The 20127-nt window shown below is 61.4% G+C and carries 17 protein-coding genes and 1 pseudogene; 14 read left to right on the top strand and 4 right to left on the bottom strand.

Going from position 1 to position 20127, the window contains the following annotated elements; genetic code table 11:
- The first annotated feature begins 103 nt into the window (after positions 1 to 103).
- The 4 genes and pseudogenes from ACZRMO_RS03195 to ACZRMO_RS03180 all read left to right on the top strand — a co-directional run bounded on the left by ACZRMO_RS03195 (position 104) and on the right by ACZRMO_RS03180 (position 5615).
- The gene (locus ACZRMO_RS03195; RefSeq protein ID WP_463971871.1) at positions 104 to 2485 is read left to right on the top strand and encodes a TonB-dependent receptor; all 2382 of its coding nucleotides are present in this window, start codon (positions 104 to 106) and stop codon (positions 2483 to 2485) included.
- Positions 2486 to 2510: 25 nt separating this feature from the next.
- Positions 2511 to 3638 (top strand): ABC transporter substrate-binding protein, encoded by a 1128-nt coding sequence (locus tag ACZRMO_RS03190; protein WP_463971870.1) that lies wholly within the window; start codon positions 2511 to 2513, stop codon positions 3636 to 3638.
- 133 nt (positions 3639 to 3771) lie between these two features.
- Positions 3772 to 4830 (top strand): FecCD family ABC transporter permease, encoded by a 1059-nt coding sequence (locus tag ACZRMO_RS03185; protein ID WP_463971869.1) that lies wholly within the window; start codon positions 3772 to 3774, stop codon positions 4828 to 4830.
- Positions 4827 to 5615: pseudogene (locus ACZRMO_RS03180) on the top strand (ABC transporter ATP-binding protein). The gene ACZRMO_RS03185 and the pseudogene ACZRMO_RS03180 overlap by 4 nt, the downstream one beginning before the upstream one ends.
- Here the strand turns inward: ACZRMO_RS03180 and ACZRMO_RS03175 are convergent.
- Positions 5612 to 6163 carry a cysteine hydrolase family protein gene (locus ACZRMO_RS03175; RefSeq protein WP_463971868.1) on the bottom strand — a complete coding sequence of 184 codons (552 nt, stop codon included), beginning with the start codon at positions 6161 to 6163 and terminating at the stop codon, positions 5612 to 5614. The pseudogene ACZRMO_RS03180 and the gene ACZRMO_RS03175 sit on opposite strands and share 4 nt — an antisense overlap.
- A gap of 84 nt (positions 6164 to 6247) precedes the next feature.
- On the opposite strand from ACZRMO_RS03175, the gene ACZRMO_RS03170 reads away from it, so the two are divergent.
- The 9 genes from ACZRMO_RS03170 to pdeM all read left to right on the top strand — a co-directional run bounded on the left by ACZRMO_RS03170 (position 6248) and on the right by pdeM (position 17319).
- Entirely contained in the window at positions 6248 to 6892 is a 645-nt protein-coding gene (locus ACZRMO_RS03170; protein WP_463971867.1) for a glutathione S-transferase N-terminal domain-containing protein, read from the top strand.
- 260 nt (positions 6893 to 7152) lie between these two features.
- Positions 7153 to 9594 carry a penicillin acylase family protein gene (locus tag ACZRMO_RS03165; RefSeq protein WP_463971866.1) on the top strand — a complete coding sequence of 814 codons (2442 nt, stop codon included), beginning with the start codon at positions 7153 to 7155 and terminating at the stop codon, positions 9592 to 9594.
- Positions 9595 to 9951: 357 nt separating this feature from the next.
- Complete coding sequence (locus tag ACZRMO_RS03160) at positions 9952 to 10731, top strand: transporter substrate-binding domain-containing protein (protein ID WP_017739082.1); 780 nt, start codon at positions 9952 to 9954, stop codon at positions 10729 to 10731.
- Between the two features lie 58 nt (positions 10732 to 10789).
- Positions 10790 to 11518, top strand: coding sequence for an ABC transporter permease (locus tag ACZRMO_RS03155; protein WP_207039783.1), 729 nt, complete (start codon positions 10790 to 10792; stop codon positions 11516 to 11518).
- Positions 11515 to 12225 carry an ABC transporter permease gene (locus ACZRMO_RS03150; RefSeq protein WP_017739084.1) on the top strand — a complete coding sequence of 237 codons (711 nt, stop codon included), beginning with the start codon at positions 11515 to 11517 and terminating at the stop codon, positions 12223 to 12225. Before ACZRMO_RS03155 ends, ACZRMO_RS03150 begins: the two co-directional genes overlap by 4 nt.
- 9 nt (positions 12226 to 12234) lie before the next feature.
- Entirely contained in the window at positions 12235 to 13353 is a 1119-nt protein-coding gene (locus tag ACZRMO_RS03145) for a succinylglutamate desuccinylase/aspartoacylase family protein (RefSeq protein ID WP_463971865.1), read from the top strand.
- Between the two features lie 13 nt (positions 13354 to 13366).
- On the top strand, positions 13367 to 14131 hold the full coding sequence (locus tag ACZRMO_RS03140) for an ABC transporter ATP-binding protein (protein ID WP_463971864.1): 765 nt from the start codon (positions 13367 to 13369) through the stop codon (positions 14129 to 14131).
- Positions 14132 to 14188: 57 nt separating this feature from the next.
- Complete coding sequence (locus ACZRMO_RS03135) at positions 14189 to 16669, top strand: ligase-associated DNA damage response DEXH box helicase (RefSeq protein WP_463971863.1); 2481 nt, start codon at positions 14189 to 14191, stop codon at positions 16667 to 16669.
- The gene (pdeM, locus tag ACZRMO_RS03130) at positions 16669 to 17319 is read left to right on the top strand and encodes a ligase-associated DNA damage response endonuclease PdeM (protein WP_463971862.1); all 651 of its coding nucleotides are present in this window, start codon (positions 16669 to 16671) and stop codon (positions 17317 to 17319) included. The genes ACZRMO_RS03135 and pdeM overlap by 1 nt, the downstream gene beginning before the upstream one ends.
- Positions 17320 to 17322: 3 nt before the next feature.
- On the opposite strand, the gene ACZRMO_RS03125 is transcribed toward pdeM, so the two are convergent.
- Both ACZRMO_RS03125 and dcd read right to left on the bottom strand, forming a co-directional pair.
- Entirely contained in the window at positions 17323 to 17535 is a 213-nt protein-coding gene (locus tag ACZRMO_RS03125) for a hypothetical protein (protein WP_463971861.1), read from the bottom strand.
- Positions 17536 to 17643: 108 nt separating this feature from the next.
- Positions 17644 to 18210, bottom strand: a complete 567-nt coding sequence (gene dcd / locus ACZRMO_RS03120) for a dCTP deaminase (RefSeq protein ID WP_017739095.1) — start codon at positions 18208 to 18210, stop codon at positions 17644 to 17646.
- A gap of 389 nt (positions 18211 to 18599) precedes the next feature.
- Between dcd and ACZRMO_RS03115 the strand changes: the two genes are divergently transcribed.
- Positions 18600 to 18809 carry a cold-shock protein gene (locus ACZRMO_RS03115; protein WP_002554837.1) on the top strand — a complete coding sequence of 70 codons (210 nt, stop codon included), beginning with the start codon at positions 18600 to 18602 and terminating at the stop codon, positions 18807 to 18809.
- Positions 18810 to 19037: 228 nt separating this feature from the next.
- On the opposite strand, the gene rpoS is transcribed toward ACZRMO_RS03115, so the two are convergent.
- Complete coding sequence (gene rpoS, locus ACZRMO_RS03110) at positions 19038 to 20042, bottom strand: RNA polymerase sigma factor RpoS (RefSeq protein WP_124526014.1); 1005 nt, start codon at positions 20040 to 20042, stop codon at positions 19038 to 19040.
- Positions 20043 to 20127 lie beyond the last annotated feature (85 nt).

Below are 20127 nucleotides of genomic sequence, written 5' to 3'. Positions count from 1 at the left end.
ATCAAGCATCAGCGATACAAACCCGGGGCAATGCAGGCGGAATCGCTCTTTAGACTACCGAACCTAAATGAGAGTAATTGTAATTTAGACTCGGAAGTAGCCCATGTCATCGCCCACACCGCTCCGCAACCCGCTGCACACCACCCTGGCACCGATGTTCGGTTTTCTCGCGGCCGGCAGCGTGGCCCCGACGGCGTGGGCGGATGCGCCCACCGCCAGCACCCAGGATTCAGTGCTGAGCCTGCCGGAAATCCAGGTCGATGGCGAAGCCACGTCCACCTTCAAGGTCGACCGGGTGACCTCGGCGAAAATCAGCCAGCCCCTGCTGGACGCGCCGCAAAGCGTGACCATCGTGCCGCAGCAGGTGCTCAAGGAACAGAACGCACAAACGTTGCAGGAAGTGTTGCGCAACGTACCGGGCATCACCTTTATGTCCGGCGAAGGCAACCTGGGCTGGGGCGATCTGTTTTCGATCCGTGGCTTTTCCTCCGAACAAAGCCTGACCGTTGACGGCGTGCGCGACGCCGGCATGTCCACGCGCACCGACACCTTCAACCTGCAACAAGCCGAAGTGTTCAAGGGCACCGGTTCCATCGAGTCCGGGGTGTCCGCCGTGGGCGGCAGCGTCAACCTGGTGAGCAAGGAAGCACACCTGGGCGACGCCAACCGCGTGTCCGCCGGGATCGGCACCGATGCCTACCGGCGCCTGACCGCCGACTTCAACAAACAGCTGAACGACACCACCGCCGTACGCGTCAACCTGATGAAGCACTACAACCAAGTGTCCGAACGCGACGACGTGGACTACGACCGCTGGGGCATCGCCACCTCGTTCGGCTTCGGCCTGGGCACCGACACACGCTTTTTCATCGACACGTTCTATCAGAAAGACACCAACACCCCCGACGGCGGCGTACCCATCCAGCGCGGTACGAACGGCGACCGCATGCCCGGGGTAAAACGCTCCAACTGGTACGGCGATTCCAGCCTCTACACCCAAGAGAACAAGACCACCTCGCTGACCGCCCGCTTCGAACACGACTTCGCCTGGAACGACGCCAACCTGCGCAACCAGACGCGCTGGGAGCGCAGCGACAACTTCGCGGTGCTGTCCCCGGCGCGCTTCTTCGCCGCCAGCGCCTCAGGCGGAAAAACCTGCACCGGCACCCGCTGTGCGACCTTGGGCTACACCGGTGTAGGCCCGATCAGCCAAGTGCCCGGCAGCACGGTGAATGCCTACACCGACTATGTGAACAACAGCAACACGTCCTACGGCTTCCTGCGCGGTAGCGACTTCGGTTTGTCCAAGCGCTACACCACCCTCGATAACCAGACCGACTTCAGCTTCAAGTTCAACACCGGTAGCCTGCAACACGCGGTGGTTTCGGGCCTGGAGTTCTATCACGAGACCTACGGCGGCCTGAAACGCAACGCCGAAGTGCCGGCCGGCGACATGCTCTTCGACATGAGCAACCCCAGCCATAGCTTCGCCAGCACCTACGTGACCAAAGGCGTCGGCGAGCCGCGCTCGGTGATCGACAACGCCGGCGTCTACCTGGGCGACACCGTCACCCTCAACGAGCAATGGCAAGTGTTGGGCTCGCTGCGCTATGACAAGTGGCAAGCCGAAACCCGCCAGCGCGGCCAAGCCACCACCCGTAGCCGCGACGGTGCAGTCAGCGGCCGTGTCGGCGCGGTGTTCAAGCCGTTGCCCAACGGCAGCATCTACGTGTCCTACAGCGAGGCGGCACAACCGTCGGCACTGGGCGCGTCCACCAACAACCAGATCTACGGCGCGGCCAGCACCAGCAACTACAGCCCGGCCAAATCCAAGACCTATGAACTGGGCACCAAGTGGGACATTGCCCACGACATGCTCAACGTCACGGCGGCGATCTTCCGCACCGAGCTGGAAAACTCCTGGGAATACCAGGACGGCGAATCCGCCCCGGTGCGTGCCCTGCCCGCCAAACGGGTCGACGGTATCGAGCTGGGCCTGCAAGGCAATATCACCCCGCGCTGGACCGCCTACAGCGGTTTCTCGGCACTCAAGAGCGTGCAGACCAAAGGCATCAACAAAGGCGCCGAAGCCAAGAACGTGCCCGACCTGACCGCCAACCTGTGGACCACCTACGCCTTCACCGATGCGCTGAGCCTGAGCTACGGCGAGCAATACGTGGGCCGACGCCGCTACACCGACAACAAGTACGTCGGCGGTTTGAACAACAACAGCAGCTACGCCAGCGGCGCCTCCGGGGTGTACGCGATCTATACGCGCGACCACGAAAAAGCCCCCGGTTACTGGTTGAGCAACGTGGCGGCGCAATACAAGGTGAACAAGGACACCACGGTCAACCTCAACCTCAACAACGTGTTCAACAAGTTTTATTACAGCCAGGTTGGCGCGTCCCTCGACGGCTTCCAGCTCTACGGCATTCCAGGCGCCGGGCGCACCCTCACCGCCAGTGTTGATTATGAATTCTAAATCCCCTTTTTCAGGAGCCCTTGCCATGCGCAAACCCCGTCAACTGCTCAAGCTCGGCGTACTGTGCGCCGCGCTGGTCCTCGGCCACGCCGAAACCGCTGCCGCCCAACAAGTCACCGATGTGCTGGGGCGCAAGGTCGACGTCAGCGATCACGTCAAGCGCGTGGTGCTGGGTGAAGGCCGGCTGATTTCGGCGTTCGCCCTGCTCGACAAGGACGCGCCGTTCCAACGCATCGTCGGCTGGCAGAACGATTTGAAGCTGCTGGACCAGCACACTTACAACGCCTACGTGGCGAAATTTCCGACGGTGAAAGACATCCCGCTGATCGGCCAGGCGTCGGAACAAAGTGTCAGCGCCGAGGAGATTCTCTCGCTCAAACCGGACCTCGCGGTGTTCAGCATTTCCGGCCACGGCCCGACCGAGCACAGCGCGGTGGCAGACGTGCTGGCCAAGGCCGGCATCCCGGTGGTGTTTGTCGATTTTCGCGTCAACCCGGTGCAAGGCACCCACACCAGCATGACCGCGCTGGGCCAGGCCCTTGGCCGTGAAGCCCAGGCCAAGGCGTTCCTCGACTTCTACGACGCGCATATCAAAGCCATCACCGATGCCGTCGCCACCCTGCCCGCCGGGCCACGTCCAAGCGTGTTCCTCGAACTGCTGGCCGGCGCCTGGCAAGCGCCGGGGCACACCACCGGCAAGAGCGGCATGGGGGAAGTGATCAAGCTGGTGGGCGGGCGCAATATCGCCGCCGATGTGGTGCCGGGGGCATTGGGGGATATCAGCGTCGAGTACGCGCTGAAGGCAGACCCGGATGTGTATGTCGCCACCGGCAATCACAAACCGGGGCTGGTCCTCGGCGCAGGTGTGAACAGCGACGAAGCACGCGAGGCGTTTGAGCGCGTATTGGCGCGGCCAGAGTTCGCCAACCTTCGTGCGATCCGCGAGGGCAATTCCCACGGTCTGTGGCATGACTTCTACAACTCGCCGTACAACGTGCTGGCGATTGAGGCGCTGGCCAAGTGGGTGCAACCGGAGTTGTTTGCCAAGCTGGACCCGCAGGCGACGATGGAGCAGATCAACCAACAGTTCCTCGGGATGCCGTTGCAGGGCGCCTACTGGATCGACACCAAAACCCCTGCAAAAACGCAGTAAAAAACTGTGGGAGCTGGCTTGCCTGCGATAGCGGCCTGTCAGTCACTGAATGAGGTGACTGACACTCCGCTATCGCAGGCAAGCCAGCTCCCACATTTAGATCTCCATTGCATCTGAAATTGTGTGAGCCCCCATGACCACTCAAACCCTCGACCTGGCCAGCGCCACCCACGGCTACCGGCGCCTGCTCGCACGGCGCGCGTGGCTGCTGGCCGCGCTGGGCACGGCGCTGGTCGGCGCCATTCTGGTGGACCTGGCCAGCGGCCCGTCCGGCATGGGCCTGCTGGCCTTGCTCGATGGGATCGTGCACCCCGCCCATCTCAGCGCCACTGACCAGGTGATCATCTGGAACGTACGCCTGCCCTACGCCCTGATGGCGGTGCTGGTGGGCTGCGCGCTGTCGCTGGCCGGGGCCGAGATGCAGGCGATCCTCAACAATCCGCTGGCCAGCCCGTTCACCTTGGGCGTGTCGTCGGCGGCGGCGTTGGGTGCGTCCCTGGTGATTGTGTTTCCGGTGACGACGCTGTGGGTGTCGGCCAACACCGCGATTTCCCTCTCGGCGTTTATCTTCGCCGCTGCCTCGGTATTTTTGCTGCAAGCCATGTCGCGTCTGCGTGGCGCAGGGGTGGAAAGCCTGGTGTTGTTTGGCATTGCGCTGGTGTTCAGTTGCAACGCGGTGGTGGCCTTGCTGCAACTGGTCGCCACCGAAGACGTCCTGCAACAGTTGGTGTTCTGGACCCTGGGCAGCGTGACCCGCGCCAACTGGGACAAGCTCGGCATCCTGGCCGTGGTGGTCGCGGTGGTGTTGCCGTTCTCGTTTGCCGCCGCGCCGCGCCTGACCCTGCTGCGCATGGGTGAAGACCGCGCGCAGAGCTTTGGCGTGGACGTGAAGCGCCTGCGCTTTTTTTCGTTGCTGCGCATCAGCCTGTTGTCGGCCACCGCCGTGGCCTTTGTAGGCACCATCGGATTTATCGGCCTGGTGGGTCCGCATATCGCGCGGATTCTGGTGGGCGAAGACCAACGCTTCCTGCTGCCCGCCAGCGCCCTCACCGGCGCGTTGCTGCTGGCGCTGTCGTCGATTGCCAGCAAGGTGATCATGCCCGGCGTGATCGTACCGGTGGGCATTGTCACCGCGTTGGTGGGCGTGCCGATCTTCGTGCTGTTGGTATTCAAGCGTGGGAGGCAGTTATGAGGGATGGTTTGCGCATCGAGCGCGCGAATGTCAGCTATGGCCGTCGGCAGATTGTGCACGACCTGAGCCTGCCCACCCTGCCCCACGGCAGCCTGACCGCGCTGATCGGCCCCAACGGCGCGGGCAAATCCACGTTACTGCGTGCCGTGGCCGGGCTGGAAAAGATGCATGGTGTTGTGCGATTGGGTGACCTGGACCTGTCCGCCATGTCCGTGGCCGAACGTGCGCGGCGCGTCACCTACATGCCGCAGAACCTGCCACCGGGGCTGAGCCTCAGCGTGATGGAAAGCGTGATCGCCGCCTTGCGCGTGGCCAATGTGGACGGCATTCCCTTGTCCAGCGATGCCTGCCTGCGTGAAGCCTTTGCGGCGCTGCAACGCATCGGCATCGCCCACTTGGCCGATCAACTGTTAAGCACGCTGTCGGGCGGCCAGCGCCAACTGGTCAGCCTCGCCCAACTCATCGCCCGCCGCCCCCAGGTGATGCTGCTGGACGAACCCACCAGCGCCCTCGACCTCAATTACCAATTGAAAGTCATGGACTGCGTGCGCGGCCTGGTGCGCGAACACCAACTGATCGCCGTGGTGGTGCTGCACGACATCAACCTCGCGGCCCGCTTCGCCGACCATATTGCCGTGCTGCGCTAGGGCCGCTTGTACGCCTGTGGCGCGGCGGATGAGGTGCTCGACCCGGCGCTGTTCGCCGAGGTGTATGGCGTGCAGGTGCGCATCGAGCGGTGTTCGCAGCAGTCGTTGCAGGTGTTGGTGGATGGCGCGGTGGCTTAACGCAGCACGTCGCGGGAATGGATCACCGTGGCGTACTCACCGTGCAGGTTGCCCAGCGACATGGCGTGCACCAACTCGGCGGGGTGCAGTTGACCGAAGAAGTCCGGTTTGTCGAAGGTGTAGCACGCGTCTTCGATCACCCAGGTATCAAACCCAAGGTTACCGCCGGTGCGGGCGGTGGCTTCCACCGAGTTGTGGGTGGCCACGCCCACCAGCACCAATTGCGCAATGCCAGCGGCGCGCAAATGCGCCTCCAGCGGCGTGCCGCTGAACGCATCCGGCACGCGCTTTTGAATCACTTGCTCACCGGGCGCCGGCGCGCAAGCGTCCTGGAACTCGACACCGGACTGCCCTGGCCAGAACACCGAATCCGGCAAATGGGACAAATGCTGCACATGGATCACCGGCCGGCCCGTGTGGCGCCAATGCCGCAACAGCGCCTGAATACGCTCCTCGGCCTGTAGGTTATTGCGCCGCCCAAGCTTCGGGTGATGAATGCCTTTCTGTTGATCGATCACGATCAATGCCGCGTCCTGCCGAAATTCCATATCGATAGACCTAAATGTTTCATTGAATTTTCGCACTCCGAACATCACCTCTACCTACAGGCATTCGCGCCTTTGGAGAGCTTCATGATCGATTTGTACTACTGGACCACCCCCAACGGTCACAAAGTATCACTGTTCCTGGAAGAAGCCGACCTGCCCTACAAGGTGCATCCGATCAATATTGGCCAGGGCGATCAGTTCAAGCCCGACTTCCTGAAGATCGCGCCCAACAACCGCATTCCAGCCATCGTCGATCATCAACCGAGCGATGGCGGCGCACCGATTTCGCTGTTTGAATCCGGCGCAATCCTGCTGTACCTCGCGGAAAAAACCGGCCAGTTCCTTGCCAAAGACCTGCGCGGCCGCCAGGAAACCCTGCAATGGCTGTTCTGGCAGATGGGCGGGTTGGGACCGATGGCCGGGCAGAATCATCACTTCAGCCAGTTCGCGCCCGAGAAGATCCCCTACGCGATCAAGCGCTATATAGACGAAACCGCGCGGCTGTATGGCGTGCTGGACCGGCGGCTGGCGGATCGGGCGTTTGTTGCAGGCGAGGACTACAGCATTGCCGATATGGCCATCTACCCATGGATCGTTTCCCACAAGTGGCAGAGTCAGCGGTTGGAAGATTTCCCACATGTGCAGCGTTGGTTCAACAGCATCAAGGAGCGGCCGGCGACGGTTCGGGCGTATGACCTGGTGCAGAAGGTGAATCCGCCCAAGGCTTGATCCAAAGTTCCACACGGTCAAATTGTGGGAGCGGGCTTGTGTGGGAGCGGGCTTGCTCGCGAAAGCGGCGTGTCAGTCACAGGTATTTCGGCTGACATACCGTATTCGCGAGCAAGCCCGCTCCCACACAAGCCCGCTCCCACATTAACCATCACCTGATTCAAGAAGTAATGCTTAACCCCAAACTCCCGCTTGCGTCGTTTCACCGCGCTCACTAACGTAGCGCCTTTACTGACGCTACCCCCCGCAGGAGCTTTGCCATGGCCTCGCCAGCCCTCTCACATTTTCTTCCCCGGTTCGGCGTTGCCGCGGCAGTGGCCAGTGCGTTAAGCCTGGCCGGTTGCCAGCTCCAGAGCACCCAGGACACCCTGCCACCGGTCGCCGGTGTGCAACCGATCAAGGGCCTGGCACAGAATGTGTCGGTGCGTCGCAATGCCCAAGGCATGCCGCTGATCGAAAGCAATACCTTCCACGATGCGCTGTTCAGCCTCGGTTATGTACACGCCAGTGACCGCATCACCCAGATGGTCACCCTGCGCCTGCTGGCCCAGGGCCGTCTGGCGGAAATGTCCGGCCCTGATGTACTGGATGCCGACCGTTTCATGCGTGCGGTCAACCTGAAAAAAAGCGCCGGCGAGCTGTATAACGCCTCGTCACCGCGCCTCAAGCGCTTCTTTGAGGTGTACGCGCGGGGCGTCAACGCCTACCTGTTCCGCTACCGCGACAAGCTGCCGCCGGACCTCGCCCAGACCGGCTACAAACCGGAATACTGGAAGCCGGAAGATTCGGCGCTGTTGTTCTGCCTGCTGAATTTCAGCGAGTCGGCCAACCTGCAAGAAGAAATCGCCTCCCTGGTGCTGGCGCAAAAGGTCGGCGTCGACAAACTGGCCTGGCTCACCCCGAGCGCGCCGGACGAAGCGATCCCGCTGGCCGAAGCGGAAAAACTCAAAGGCGTGAACCTGAGCCAGATCACCGGCCTCGCCGGGCTGGACAGCGTCAGCCAGCAACTCAGTCGCCTCAATTCGCTGGCCGTGACCACATCGAGTAACTGGGCGATTGGCCCGCAACGTAGCCGCAGCGGCAAAAGCTTGCTGGCCAACGACCTGGCCGCCCAGCCGCAAGCGCCGTCGCCGTGGAGCTACGTGCAGATCCGTGCGCCGAAATACCAGGCGGTCGGCGCCTCGATTGCCGGTTTGCCGACCCTGTTGTCGGGCTTCAACGGCAAAGTCGCGTGGAGCATGAGCACGGTCAAGGGCGATACCCAGGACCTGTTCCTGGAGAAGGTCAAACGCCAAGGCAGCGCGTTGTACTACGAGAACAACGGCAAATGGCTACCGGCCGGTGTGCGAAACGAAACCTTCTTCATCAAAGGTCAACGCTCGATTCGCGAAGTGGTGTACGAAACCCGTCACGGCGCCCTGCTCAATAGCAGCCAGGCCCTCACCAGCGGTTTTGGCCTGGCCCTGCAAACCGCCGACTTCAAGGACGACAAGAGCCTGGATGCGTTCTTCGACCTGTCCCGCGCGCAAAACGCCGGCAAGGCCTCGGACGCGACCCGCGAAATCCGCGCCATCGCGTTGAACATGGTGTTCGCCGACGCCAGCAACATTGGCTGGCAAGTCACCGGGCGTTTCCCCAACCGCCGCGAAGGTGAAGGCCTGCTCCCCTCGCCGGGCTGGGACACGCGCTTTGACTGGGATGGTTACGCCGACGCGATGCTGCACCCCTATGACCAGGACCCGGCCCAAGGCTGGATCGGCACCGCCAACCAACGCACCGCGCCGCGTGGCTACGGTATGCAACTGTCCAACTCCTGGGACGCACCGGAACGCAGCGAACGCCTGGCGCAACTGGCCAATGCGGGCAAGCATGACAACCGCAGCATGATCGCCATGCAGTACGACCAGACCACGACCTTCGCCGCCAAGCTCAAGACCATGTTCCAGGCCCCGGGCATGGCCCAGCCGCTGAAACAGGCGATCGATGCATTGCCAGCGACCGAACAGGCCAAGGCGCGTGAAGCGTTGAGCCGCTTGATGGCGTTCGATGGGCGCCTGGTGTCCACCTCCGCCGATGCGGCGATCTACGAGCTGTTCCTGCAGGAAAGCGCCAAGCAGATCTTCCTCGACAAGCTCGGCCCGGAAAACAGCGCCAGCTGGAAGGCGTTTGTCAGCACGGCCAGCCTGTCCTACGCCACCACCGCCGACCACCTGCTGGGCCGCGAAGACAGCCCGTTCTGGGATGACACGCGCACCGCGCAAAAAGAAGACAAACCGGCGATCCTGGCACGCACCCTCGCCGCAGCGATCAGCGTCGGCGACAGCCAACTGGGCGCCGATCACAAGGCCTGGCAGTGGGGCAAGTTGCACAGCACCACCTGGAAAAACAGCCAGGGCCAGGTGATTCGCGGCCCGCTGGCGTCCGGTGGCGACCACAACACCTTGAACCCGGCGCCCTACAGCTGGGGGCAGGACTTCAACACCACGCAGGTGCCGGCGTTGCGCATGATCGTCGACTTCGGCCAAGTGGAGCCGATGACGGGCCAGGGTGGCATCGGCCAATCCGGCAACCCGGCCAGCCCGAACTATGCCAACGGCATCGACCCGTCACTCAAGGCGCAATACCTGAGCTTTCCGATGCAGCCGCAGAACTTCGAGAAGGTGTATGGGAAGACGCGGTTGACGCTGACACCGGGCAAGTAACCTGATCTAACTGTGGAGCGGGCTTGTGTGGGAGCGGGCTTGCTCGCGAATGCGGTGGATCAGAAACACATTCAGTGACTGACACACCGCATTCGCGAGCAAGCCCGCTCCCACACAAGCCCGCTCCCACATTTGCTTTCTTTCACCTCTATTCCCGCGTCAGCCCCGAAATGGTGCTCCGATTTTTCCATGCCCATTTTCGGGCAACGCCTACACGCCAAATCCCTTCGCCCTACCCTTGAAAACGACTTTTCAGAACTATGGTTCAGAAATTGCTACCTACGTTGCGTCTGACACCGTTCAGTAACAGTCCTAAACGCGCCACAAGCGCTTATCTTGGTTTCAAGGGATTACATAATGAAAAAAGCATTGCTGACCCTTTCTGCACTGGCTCTGTGCATGGCCGCAGGTTCCGCGTTGGCCAAGGAATACAAGGAACTGCGTTTTGGTGTCGATCCATCCTACGCGCCATTCGAATCCAAAGCCGCCGACGGCAGCCTGGTGGGCTTCGATATCGACTTGGGCAATGCGATCTGCGCCGAGCTGAAAGTGAAGTGCAAGTGGGTCGAAAGTGATTTTGACGGCATGATTCCAGGCCTCAACGCCAACAAGTTCGACGGCGTGATTTCTTCAATGACCGTGACCACGGCCCGTGAAAAGGCCATCGACTTCTCCAGCGAGCTGTTCTCCGGCCCGACATCCCTGGTGTTCAAGAAAGGTGCAGGCTTCTCCACGCCCGAGTCCCTCAAGGGCAAATCCGTGGGCTACGAGCAAGGCACCATCCAGGAAGCCTACGCCAAGGCTGTGCTGGACAAGGCCGGTGTGACCACCAAGGCCTACGCCAACCAGGACCAGGTGTACGCGGACCTGACCTCCGGGCGTCTCGACGCTTCGGTGCAAGACATGCTGCAAGCCGAACTGGGCTTTTTGAAGTCGCCAGCCGGTGCCGGCTATGAAGTCAGCGCGGCGATTGATGACCCGTTGCTGCCGTCGAAAACGGCGATCGGTATCAAAAAAGGTAACAAAGACCTGAAGGCATTGCTGGATAAAGGTATCAAAGCGTTACACGATGATGGCACCTACGCCACCATCCAGAAAAAACACTTCGGCGACCTGAACCTGTACAGCGGTAAATAACACCCTGGCGCCCACCGGTTCGGGTGGGCGCTTTTTTATCGCCATAGGTCCTGAATTCATGTTTGAAGATCTTTTGCAAACCCTGGGGCTGGGTGCCTTCAGCTTGAAGGGGTTCGGCCCATTGTTGCTGCAAGGGACGTGGATGACCGTGAAGTTGTCGGTCGCTTCCCTGGCTGTCAGTGTCCTGCTCGGCCTGCTCGGCGCCAGCGCCAAGCTTTCCAGCCTGCGCCTGCTGCGCATCCCCGCCCAGCTCTACACCACCTTGATTCGCGGCGTGCCCGACCTGGTGCTGATGCTGCTGATTTTCTACAGCCTGCAAATGTGGCTGACCGGCTTTACCGACTTTATGGAATGGGACTACATCGAGATCGACCCATTCAGCGCCGGGGTCATCACCCTGGGCTTTATCTACGGTGCCTACTTCACCGAGACCTTTCGCGGCGCGATCCTCGCCGTGCCCCGTGGCCAACTGGAGGCGGCAACCGCCTACGGGCTCAAGCGCGGGCAGCGGTTTCGCTACGTGACCTTCCCGCAGATGATGCGCTTCGCCTTGCCGGGCATCGGCAACAACTGGATGGTGATGCTCAAGGCCACGGCGCTGGTGTCGATCATCGGCCTGGCGGACCTGGTCAAGGCTGCCCAGGATGCGGGCAAGAGTACCTATCAACTGTTCTACTTCCTGGTGGTCGCCGCGTTGATCTACCTGTTGATTACCAGCGCCTCCAACTTTGTATTGCGCAGGCTTGAGCGGCGCTACTCTGCCGGGTCCCGGGAGGCGGTGCGATGATCGAGCTCTTGCAGCAATACTGGCGCCCGTTCCTGTACAGCGACGGCCAGCACATCACCGGGTTGGCCATGACGATGTGGCTGCTCAGCGCCTCGCTGGTGATTGGCTTTCTGGTGTCGATCCCGTTGTCCATCGCCCGTGTGTCGCGCAAGCGTTGGGTGCGCTGGCCGGTGCAGTTCTATACCTACCTGTTTCGCGGCACGCCGCTCTATATCCAGTTGCTGATCTGCTACACCGGCATCTACAGCATCGCGGCGGTGCGCGAGCAGCCGTTGCTGGATGCGTTCTTTCGCGACGCGATGAACTGCACCATCCTCGCCTTCGCCCTCAACACCTGCGCCTACACCACCGAGATTTTTGCCGGGGCGATTCGCAGCATGGCCCATGGCGAAGTCGAGGCGGCCAAGGCCTATGGTCTGAGCGGCTGGAAGCTGTATGCCTACGTGATCATGCCTTCGGCCCTACGCCGCTCGTTGCCCTACTACAGCAACGAAGTGATCCTGATGCTGCACTCGACCACGGTGGCATTTACCGCGACCGTACCGGATATTCTCAAGGTGGCCCGGGACGCCAACTCGGCCACCTACATGACCTTTCAATCATTCGGCATCGCTGCGCTGATCTACCTGACCGTGACCTTTGCCCTGGTCGGTCTGTTTCGTCTGGCGGAGCGCCGCTGGCTGGCCTTTCTCGGGCCGAGCCACTAAGGAGTTCGCATGCGTCATCAGGTCCATGAACTGATTGCGCCGGTGCCAGGTACGGCGCGGCAGGTTCACAGTTTCCACTTCGGCCCCGAACAGGCCGGGGGCAAGATCTATATCCAGTCGTCGCTGCATGCCGATGAGCTGCCGGGCATGTTGGTGGCCTGGCATTTGAAGGTACGCTTGGCTGAGCTGGCTGCCGCCGGGCGCCTGCGCAGTGAAATCGTGCTGGTGCCCGTGGCCAATCCGCTGGGCCTGGAACAGGTGCTGATGGATATCCCGCTGGGCCGTTACGAGCTGGAGAGCGGGCAGAATTTCAATCGCCTGTTTATCGACCTCGGTGAAGCGGTGGGTAACCAGGTCGAGGAATTGCTCGGCAATGACCCGCAGCACAATGCGCGGTTGATCCGCGCGGCACTGTCCGCAGCCCTGGCGGAGCAAACCGCGCAGACGCAATTGCAGTCCCTGCGCCTGGTGCTGCAACGCCTGGCGTGCGATGCCGATATGGTGCTGGACCTGCATTGCGACTTCGAAGCCGTGGCGCACCTGTACACCACGCCCGAAGCCTGGCCGCAGGTGGAGCCATTGGCGCGTTACATCGGCTCGGAAGCCAACTTGCTCGCCACCGATTCGGGTGGGCAATCCTTCGACGAGTGTTTCACCTTGGTCTGGTGGCAGTTGCAGCAACGCTTCGGCGAGCGCTTCCCGATTCCCCTGGGCAGCTTTTCGGTGACCGTCGAGTTGCGCGGCCAGGGTGATGTGAACCACGGCCTGGCCAGCCTCGATTGCCAGGCGATCATCGATTATCTGATCCACTTCGGCGCCATCGCGGGTGACGTCGCGCCGCTGCCCGACCTGCCCTACCCGGCCACGCCGCTGGCCGGCGTCGAGCCGGTCGCCACCCCCGTCGGCGGCCTGCTGGTGTTCAGCGCCCTGCCCGGCGAATACCTGGAAGCCGGGCAACTGATCGCCGAAATCATCGACCCCATTACTGATCGCGTAACGCCCGTGCACTGCCAGAAGGCCGGCCTGCTTTACGCCCGTTCGCTACGCCGCATGGCCACTGCCGGGATGGTCATTGGCCATGTCGCCGGTACCGAGGCCTACCGTAGCGGCTATCTACTTTCGCCTTGAGGATGCACGCCCCATGTACAAATTGACCGTTGAAGGCCTGCATAAACGCTATGGCGACAATGAGGTGCTCAAAGGTGTCTCGCTCAAGGCAAAGACCGGTGACGTGATCAGCCTGATCGGCGCCAGCGGCTCGGGCAAGAGCACCTTTTTGCGCTGCATCAATTTCCTGGAAACCCCCAACGACGGCGCCATGACCCTCGATGGCCAGCCGATCCGCATGGTCAGCGACCGCGACGGCATGCGCGTGGCCGACGATGCCGAGTTGCAGCGCCTGCGCACGCGGCTGGCCATGGTGTTCCAGCACTTCAATCTGTGGAGCCACATGAGCGTGCTCGAAAACATCACCATGGCCCCGCGCCGGGTGCTGGGTTGCAGCAAGAAGGACGCCGAGGACCGCGCCCGGCATTACCTGGAAAAGGTCGGCCTGCCCGCGCGCGTGGCCGATCAGTACCCGGCGTTTCTGTCCGGCGGCCAGCAGCAACGAGTGGCCATCGCCCGCGCCCTGGCGATGGAGCCCGAGGTGATGCTGTTTGACGAACCGACCTCGGCCCTCGACCCGGAGCTGGTGGGCGAAGTGTTGAAAGTGATCCAGGGCCTGGCCGAGGAAGGCCGCACCATGATCATGGTCACCCACGAAATGAGTTTTGCGCGCAAGGTGTCGAGCCAGGTGTTGTTCCTGCACCAGGGCCTGGTGGAAGAGCAAGGCGCGCCGGCGGATGTGCTGGGCAATCCGCAGAGCGCGCGTTTGCAGCAGTTCCTGAGTGGCAACTTGAAGTAAACCTTTGCGCGCACTGGAAGGTCTGTGGAATAGACCTTCCAGAGTGTCAACGGCCCCATGGCAAAACCTACTGACTACGCCAAGCAATGGTTTGCCGCCAAGGGTTGGAAGCCGTTCGCTTTTCAACGAGACGTGTGGACGGCGGTCAGGTGCGGCCAGTCGGGGCTGCTCCACGCCAGCACGGGCGCCGGTAAAACTTACGCCCTGTGGTTTGCGACCCTCAACCGCTTTGCCATCACGCGCCCACCCGCGACCGGTAAGCGCAATCCCCCTGCTGAACCGCTAAGCGTGCTGTGGATCACGCCGATGCGCGCCCTGGCCGCCGACACCGCCCGTGCCCTCGAAGCGCCGCTGGAGGCGCTACAGATTCCGTGGAGCGTCGGCCTGCGCACCGGCGATACCAGCAGCAGCGAACGCGCCCGCCAGACCCGGCGCCAGCCGACCGCACTGGTCACCACCCCGGAAAGCCTGACCCTGATGCTCGCCCGTGCCGACAGCGAAACGAGCCTGGCGCACCTGCGCATGGTCATCGTGGATGAATGGCATGAATTGATCGGCAACAAGCGCGGCGTGCAGTTGCAACTGGCGCTGGCGCGGCTGCGACGCTGGCATCCGGAACTGATGGTGTGGGGCATTTCTGCCACGCTGGGCAATCAATCCCACGCCTTGGAGGTGTTGGTACCACAGGGCGGCGGGATTAATGTGCAGGGGCAAACAGCCAAGCAGCTGGACGTCGACACCTTGCTGCCACCGCACGCCGAACGTTTTCCCTGGGCTGGGCATATCGGCCTGAAAATGTTGCCTCAGGTGGTGGCGCAAATAGACGTCAGCAGCAGTTGCCTGGTGTTTACCAATACGCGAGCGCAGTCGGAAATCTGGTTCCAGGCGCTGCTGGATGCGCGCCCCGATTGGGCCGGGGTGATTGCGCTGCACCATGGTTCCCTGTCGCGGGAAACCCGAGACTGGGTAGAACGGGCGTTGAAAGACGGCCAGCTCAAGGCAGTGGTCTGCACCTCCAGCCTGGACCTGGGGGTGGATTTTTTACCGGTGGAGCGCGTGTTGCAGATTGGCTCGGCCAAAGGCGTCGCACGCCTGATGCAGCGCGCCGGGCGCTCGGGGCATGCGCCAGGTCGGCCGTCGCGAGTGACGCTGGTGCCGACCCATAGCCTGGAGCTGCTGGAAGCGGCGGCGGCCCAGGACGCAATTGCCCAGCGCCGTATTGAAGCGCGGGAGTCGCCTTACAAGCCATTGGATGTGCTCGTACAACACTTGGTGAGCATGGCATTGGGTGGTGGCTTTACGCCGGATGCGCTGCTGGAAGAGGTACGCAGTACCTGGGCTTATCGCGACCTCAGCAAAGAGGAGTGGGCCTGGGCGCTGGGATTTGTGCGGCATGGCGGTCTGTCCCTGACCGCCTATCCCGATTACCGCCGCGTGGAACCCGATGAACAGGGCATCTGGCGTGTCCCTGATGCACGCCTGGCACGACGCCATCGCCTGAGCGTGGGCACTATCGTCGGCGACGCCAGCATCCAGCTGAAATTCTGGAGTAAAGCCGGCGGTGGCAAGAACCTGGGCACTGTCGAGGAAGGCTTTATTGCACGGCTCAAGCCGGGTGATGGCTTTCTGTTTGGCGGACGCTTGCTTGAGCTGGTCCGCGTGGAAAACATGACCGCATATGTACGCCGCAGCAGCGCGAAAAAGGCCGCCGTACCGCGCTGGAATGGCGGGCGCATGCCGCTCTCCAACGAGCTGGCACAGGCCGTGGTGGCACGCTTTGATGCGGCGGCCCACGGGCACTTTGACGGCCCTGAAATGCGCGCGGTGCAACCTTTGCTACAGACGCAGTTGCACTGGTCCGGCCTGCCGATGCGAGGATGCTTACTGGTCGAGGTACTGAAATCCCGGGAGGGCTGGCACTTGTTCCTCTACCCATTCGGCGGGCGCCAGGTGCACCAGGGGTTGGCCAGTTTGCTGGCGTGGCGGGTCAGCCAAGGGCAACCGGTGACCTTCTCGATTGCGGTGAACGACTACGGGTTGGAACTACTGAGTGCTACCGCGGTGGATTGGCCCGCATTGTTAAACACTGCATTGCTCAGTCCCGAGAATCTGTTACACGACGTGGCCGCCAGCCTGAATGCCGGTGAGTTGGCCAAGCGCCGTTTTCGTGAGATCGCCCGCATCGCCGGGCTGGTATTTGCCGGTTACCCCGGCGCGCCAAAAAGCATGCGGCAGGTACAGGCGTCCAGCGGGTTGTTCTTCGAGGTGTTCAAACAATATGACCCACAGAACCTTCTGCTGACCCAGGCTGGGGAAGAAGTCCTGCGCGACGAGCTGGATATTCGGCGACTGGAAGAAACCTTGCGTCATCTGTCGACACTGGAACTGGATGTGCACCTGATCGAACGCCCTACGCCACTCGCGTTCCCCTTGCTGGTGGAGCGGATGCGCGAAAGCATGAGCTCGGAAAAGCTCTCGGCGCGCATCGCGCGGATGGTCAAGGACCTGGAAAAGGTCGCGGATAACGGGAAGCGCTGATGCATTGTTCACTGACACTTGAAGGCGAAGAGCTGTGGTTGCTGGCGGACAAGGCGATGTACTGGCCTGCACGCCGCTGCCTGTTGATTGCCGATGCGCATTTTGGCAAGGCGTCGGCTTACCGCAGCTTGGGCCAGCCCGTGCCACAGGGCACCACCACGGCGAATCTTGAGCGACTGGATCGATTGCTGGCGGCGTATGTATGCAACCAGGTGGTCTTTCTCGGGGATTTTCTGCACGGCCCCGGATCGCATGCCAGTAGCACCTTGGGCGCCTTGCGCGCCTGGCGTGACCGTCATGCTGGCCTGCCCCTTACCTTGATTCGCGGCAACCACGACAAACGCGCGGGCGACCCGCCAGCGGACTTGAGCATTGAAGTGGTGCCCGAGCCGCTGCTGATGGGGCCCTTTGCCCTGCAACACGAACCGCACGCCCATGCCAGCCACCATGTACTCGCGGGGCATGTGCATCCGGTGTATCGCTTGCGCGGCAAGGGCCGGCAGAGCTTGCGCCTGCCGTGCTTCCAGATCGGCACGCGGGTCAGCCTGCTGCCGGCGTTTGGCGCGTTTACCGGGGGGCATGGGGTGGAACAGGACAATGACCGCCGAATCTATGTGATTGGCGATCATGAAGTCTGGCCGCTGGGCTAGCTGTCAGGCAACGGGAGCGGGAGGCGGCTCGTCCGGCAGGGTTGGAACGCCTTGCTCATCGGGCTGATCGGGTTGACCTGGGGCGGGATCAGGGTCCGGCTGCCCCGGCACACCCCCCTCGAAGGTTGGATTGGCCATCAGGGACCAGGCCATAACACCAATCTGGTTGGGTTCAAGTCGGGCCAGTTCGGCGCTGATTCGCGGGTCGAGCTTCATAGGGGGACTCCTCAAGCGTGGCTCGGGGCGTTGTGCACGCACCGAGGCAGTACACCCAATAGAGTGCCTGCCCGCTGACAAATTCCCTTTACATGTAAGACCTTTCGATCAAGCGCGTGGGAGGGTGACGCCGCGCTGGCCCTGGTACTTGCCTGCACGGTCTTTATAGGACACTTCACACGCTTCGTCGGACTGCAGGAACAGCATTTGCGCCACACCTTCGTTGGCATAGATCTTCGCCGGCAAGGTGGTGGTGTTGGAGAACTCCAGGGTCACGTGGCCTTCCCACTCGGGCTCAAGCGGCGTCACGTTGACGATAATGCCGCAACGCGCGTAGGTGCTCTTGCCCAGGCAGATGGTCAGTACGTCCCGGGGGATGCGGAAGAACTCCACGGTGCGCGCCAGGGCGAAGGAGTTTGGCGGAATGATGCACACGTCGCTCTTGACGTCGACGAAGCTCTTTTCGTCAAAGTTCTTCGGATCGACGATCGCCGAGTTGATGTTGGTGAACACCTTGAACTCATCGGCGCAGCGCACGTCGTAGCCGTAGCTGGAAACACCGTACGAAATCACAGGGCTATCGCCTTCGCCACGGATCTGGCGCTCAACAAAGGGCTCGATCATGCCGTGCTCTTGCGCCATGCGGCGAATCCACTTGTCCGATTTGATGCTCATGGCGGGTGTCCTGAATAGCGAGGTGGAAAAATTCTGTTGGGCATCTTACCGGGGCCGGCGTTGGGGTTCAAAGGGCGTGGGGCTTTTCTTGACGACAGGCCTGCCTGCTATAAGCCGCAGCCAGCGGGGCCGGGACCCTGCTTGTGGCGACCAGTGGCGATAAATACCACCGCCAGTCACGAAAATAGAGAAACCTTCGGAAATACCATTGGCACGTTCCGGAAAAAGGGTTAAGGTGGCGCCACTGTGCTGCTTGTGTCACTGAGAATCTCTACACGATATGTTGAATTTCGATCCAACCATCTCCAAGAATTTTTCCTGCTCTTTGCACTCAGTCTCGGCCAGGGCTTTTCCTGAGTCGCAGTTAACTTTGTCCAAGGAGATACACCATGTCTAATCGCCAAACTGGTACCGTTAAGTGGTTCAACGATGAAAAAGGCTTCGGCTTCATCACTCCACAATCCGGTGACGACCTGTTCGTTCACTTCAAAGCTATCCAATCCGACGGCTTCAAAAGCCTGAAAGAAGGCCAACAGGTTTCTTTCATCGCTACCCGCGGTCAGAAAGGCATGCAAGCTGAGGAAGTTCAAGTTATCTAACTTGTACTGACTTAGTCGAAAAAACCCCGCCCTTAAAAGCGGGGTTTTTTTATGCCGATCGTTCCCACGCTCTGCGTGGTAATGCCTCCTGTGACGCTCCGCGTCACGCTTGGGGACGCAGAGCGTCCGGGGCAGCATTCCCACGCGGAGCGTGGGAACGATCAACAGCAAAACGCCCGGCGCATTCCCATGCACCGGGCGTTTTGTCATAGCTGTCTTTATCGATCGTTATTGAAACAACGACTCACTCGACAAGCCATTCTTCTCCAGGATCTCACGCAAGCGCTTGAGCCCTTCCACCTGGATCTGCCGCACCCGCTCACGGGTCAGGCCGATCTCCAGGCCGACATCCTCCAGGGTGCTGCTCTCATGGCCGCGCAGGCCGAAGCGGCGGATCACCACCTCACGCTGCTTGTCCGTAAGCTCAGATAGCCACTGGTCAATGCTTTGGGACAGATCATCGTCCTGCAGCAGTTCACAAGGATCTGTAGGGCGATCATCTGTAAGGGTGTCCAGCAGGGTTTTATCCGAGTCCGGACCCAGCGAGACATCGACCGAAGACACACGCTCGTTCAAGCCGAGCATGCGCTTGACCTCCCCTACCGGTTTCTCCAGCAGGTTGGCGATTTCTTCGGGCGAAGGTTCATGATCGAGTTTCTGGGTAAGCTCACGCGCCGCCCGCAGGTAGACGTTGAGCTCCTTGACCACATGGATCGGCAACCGGATCGTCCGGGTCTGATTCATGATCGCCCGTTCGATGGTCTGACGAATCCACCAGGTGGCGTAGGTCGAAAAGCGGAAGCCCCGCTCAGGGTCGAACTTCTCCACAGCCCGGATCAAGCCGAGGTTGCCCTCCTCGATCAGGTCCAACAGGGACAGCCCACGATTGACGTAGCGTCGGGCGATTTTCACCACCAGGCGCAGGTTGCTTTCAATCATGCGCTTGCGCCCGGCCGGATCGCCCTTTTGCGACAAGCGCGCAAAATGGACTTCTTCTTCGGGAGTGAGCAGAGGGGAAAAACCGATTTCATTGAGGTACAGCTGGGTCGCATCGAGCGCCCGCGTGTAATCAATGTATTTGTGTTGCTTCAACGCGGTGGAGTTCTTGGATTTGGTGCGAACTGAAGGTGTTGCAGGTCCCTCATTCGACATCGATTCCTCAGCGATACCGGTCTCCATAAGGAGAACCTCATCGTCGATGTCAAACTCCGGCGCTTCTTTACTGAGAGCCATTGTTATAGTCCTTTGGTGAGTTCGACCTCAAGCTCAAGCGTCGCCTTTATCCTTGGCAACACTGGAGCCTGTTCCTTCTACGTGA

Source organism: Pseudomonas sp. B611 (assembly GCF_055407965.1).
The sequence above is the reverse complement of the archived record's forward strand: the minus strand, read 5'-3'. Positions and strand labels throughout refer to the sequence as shown.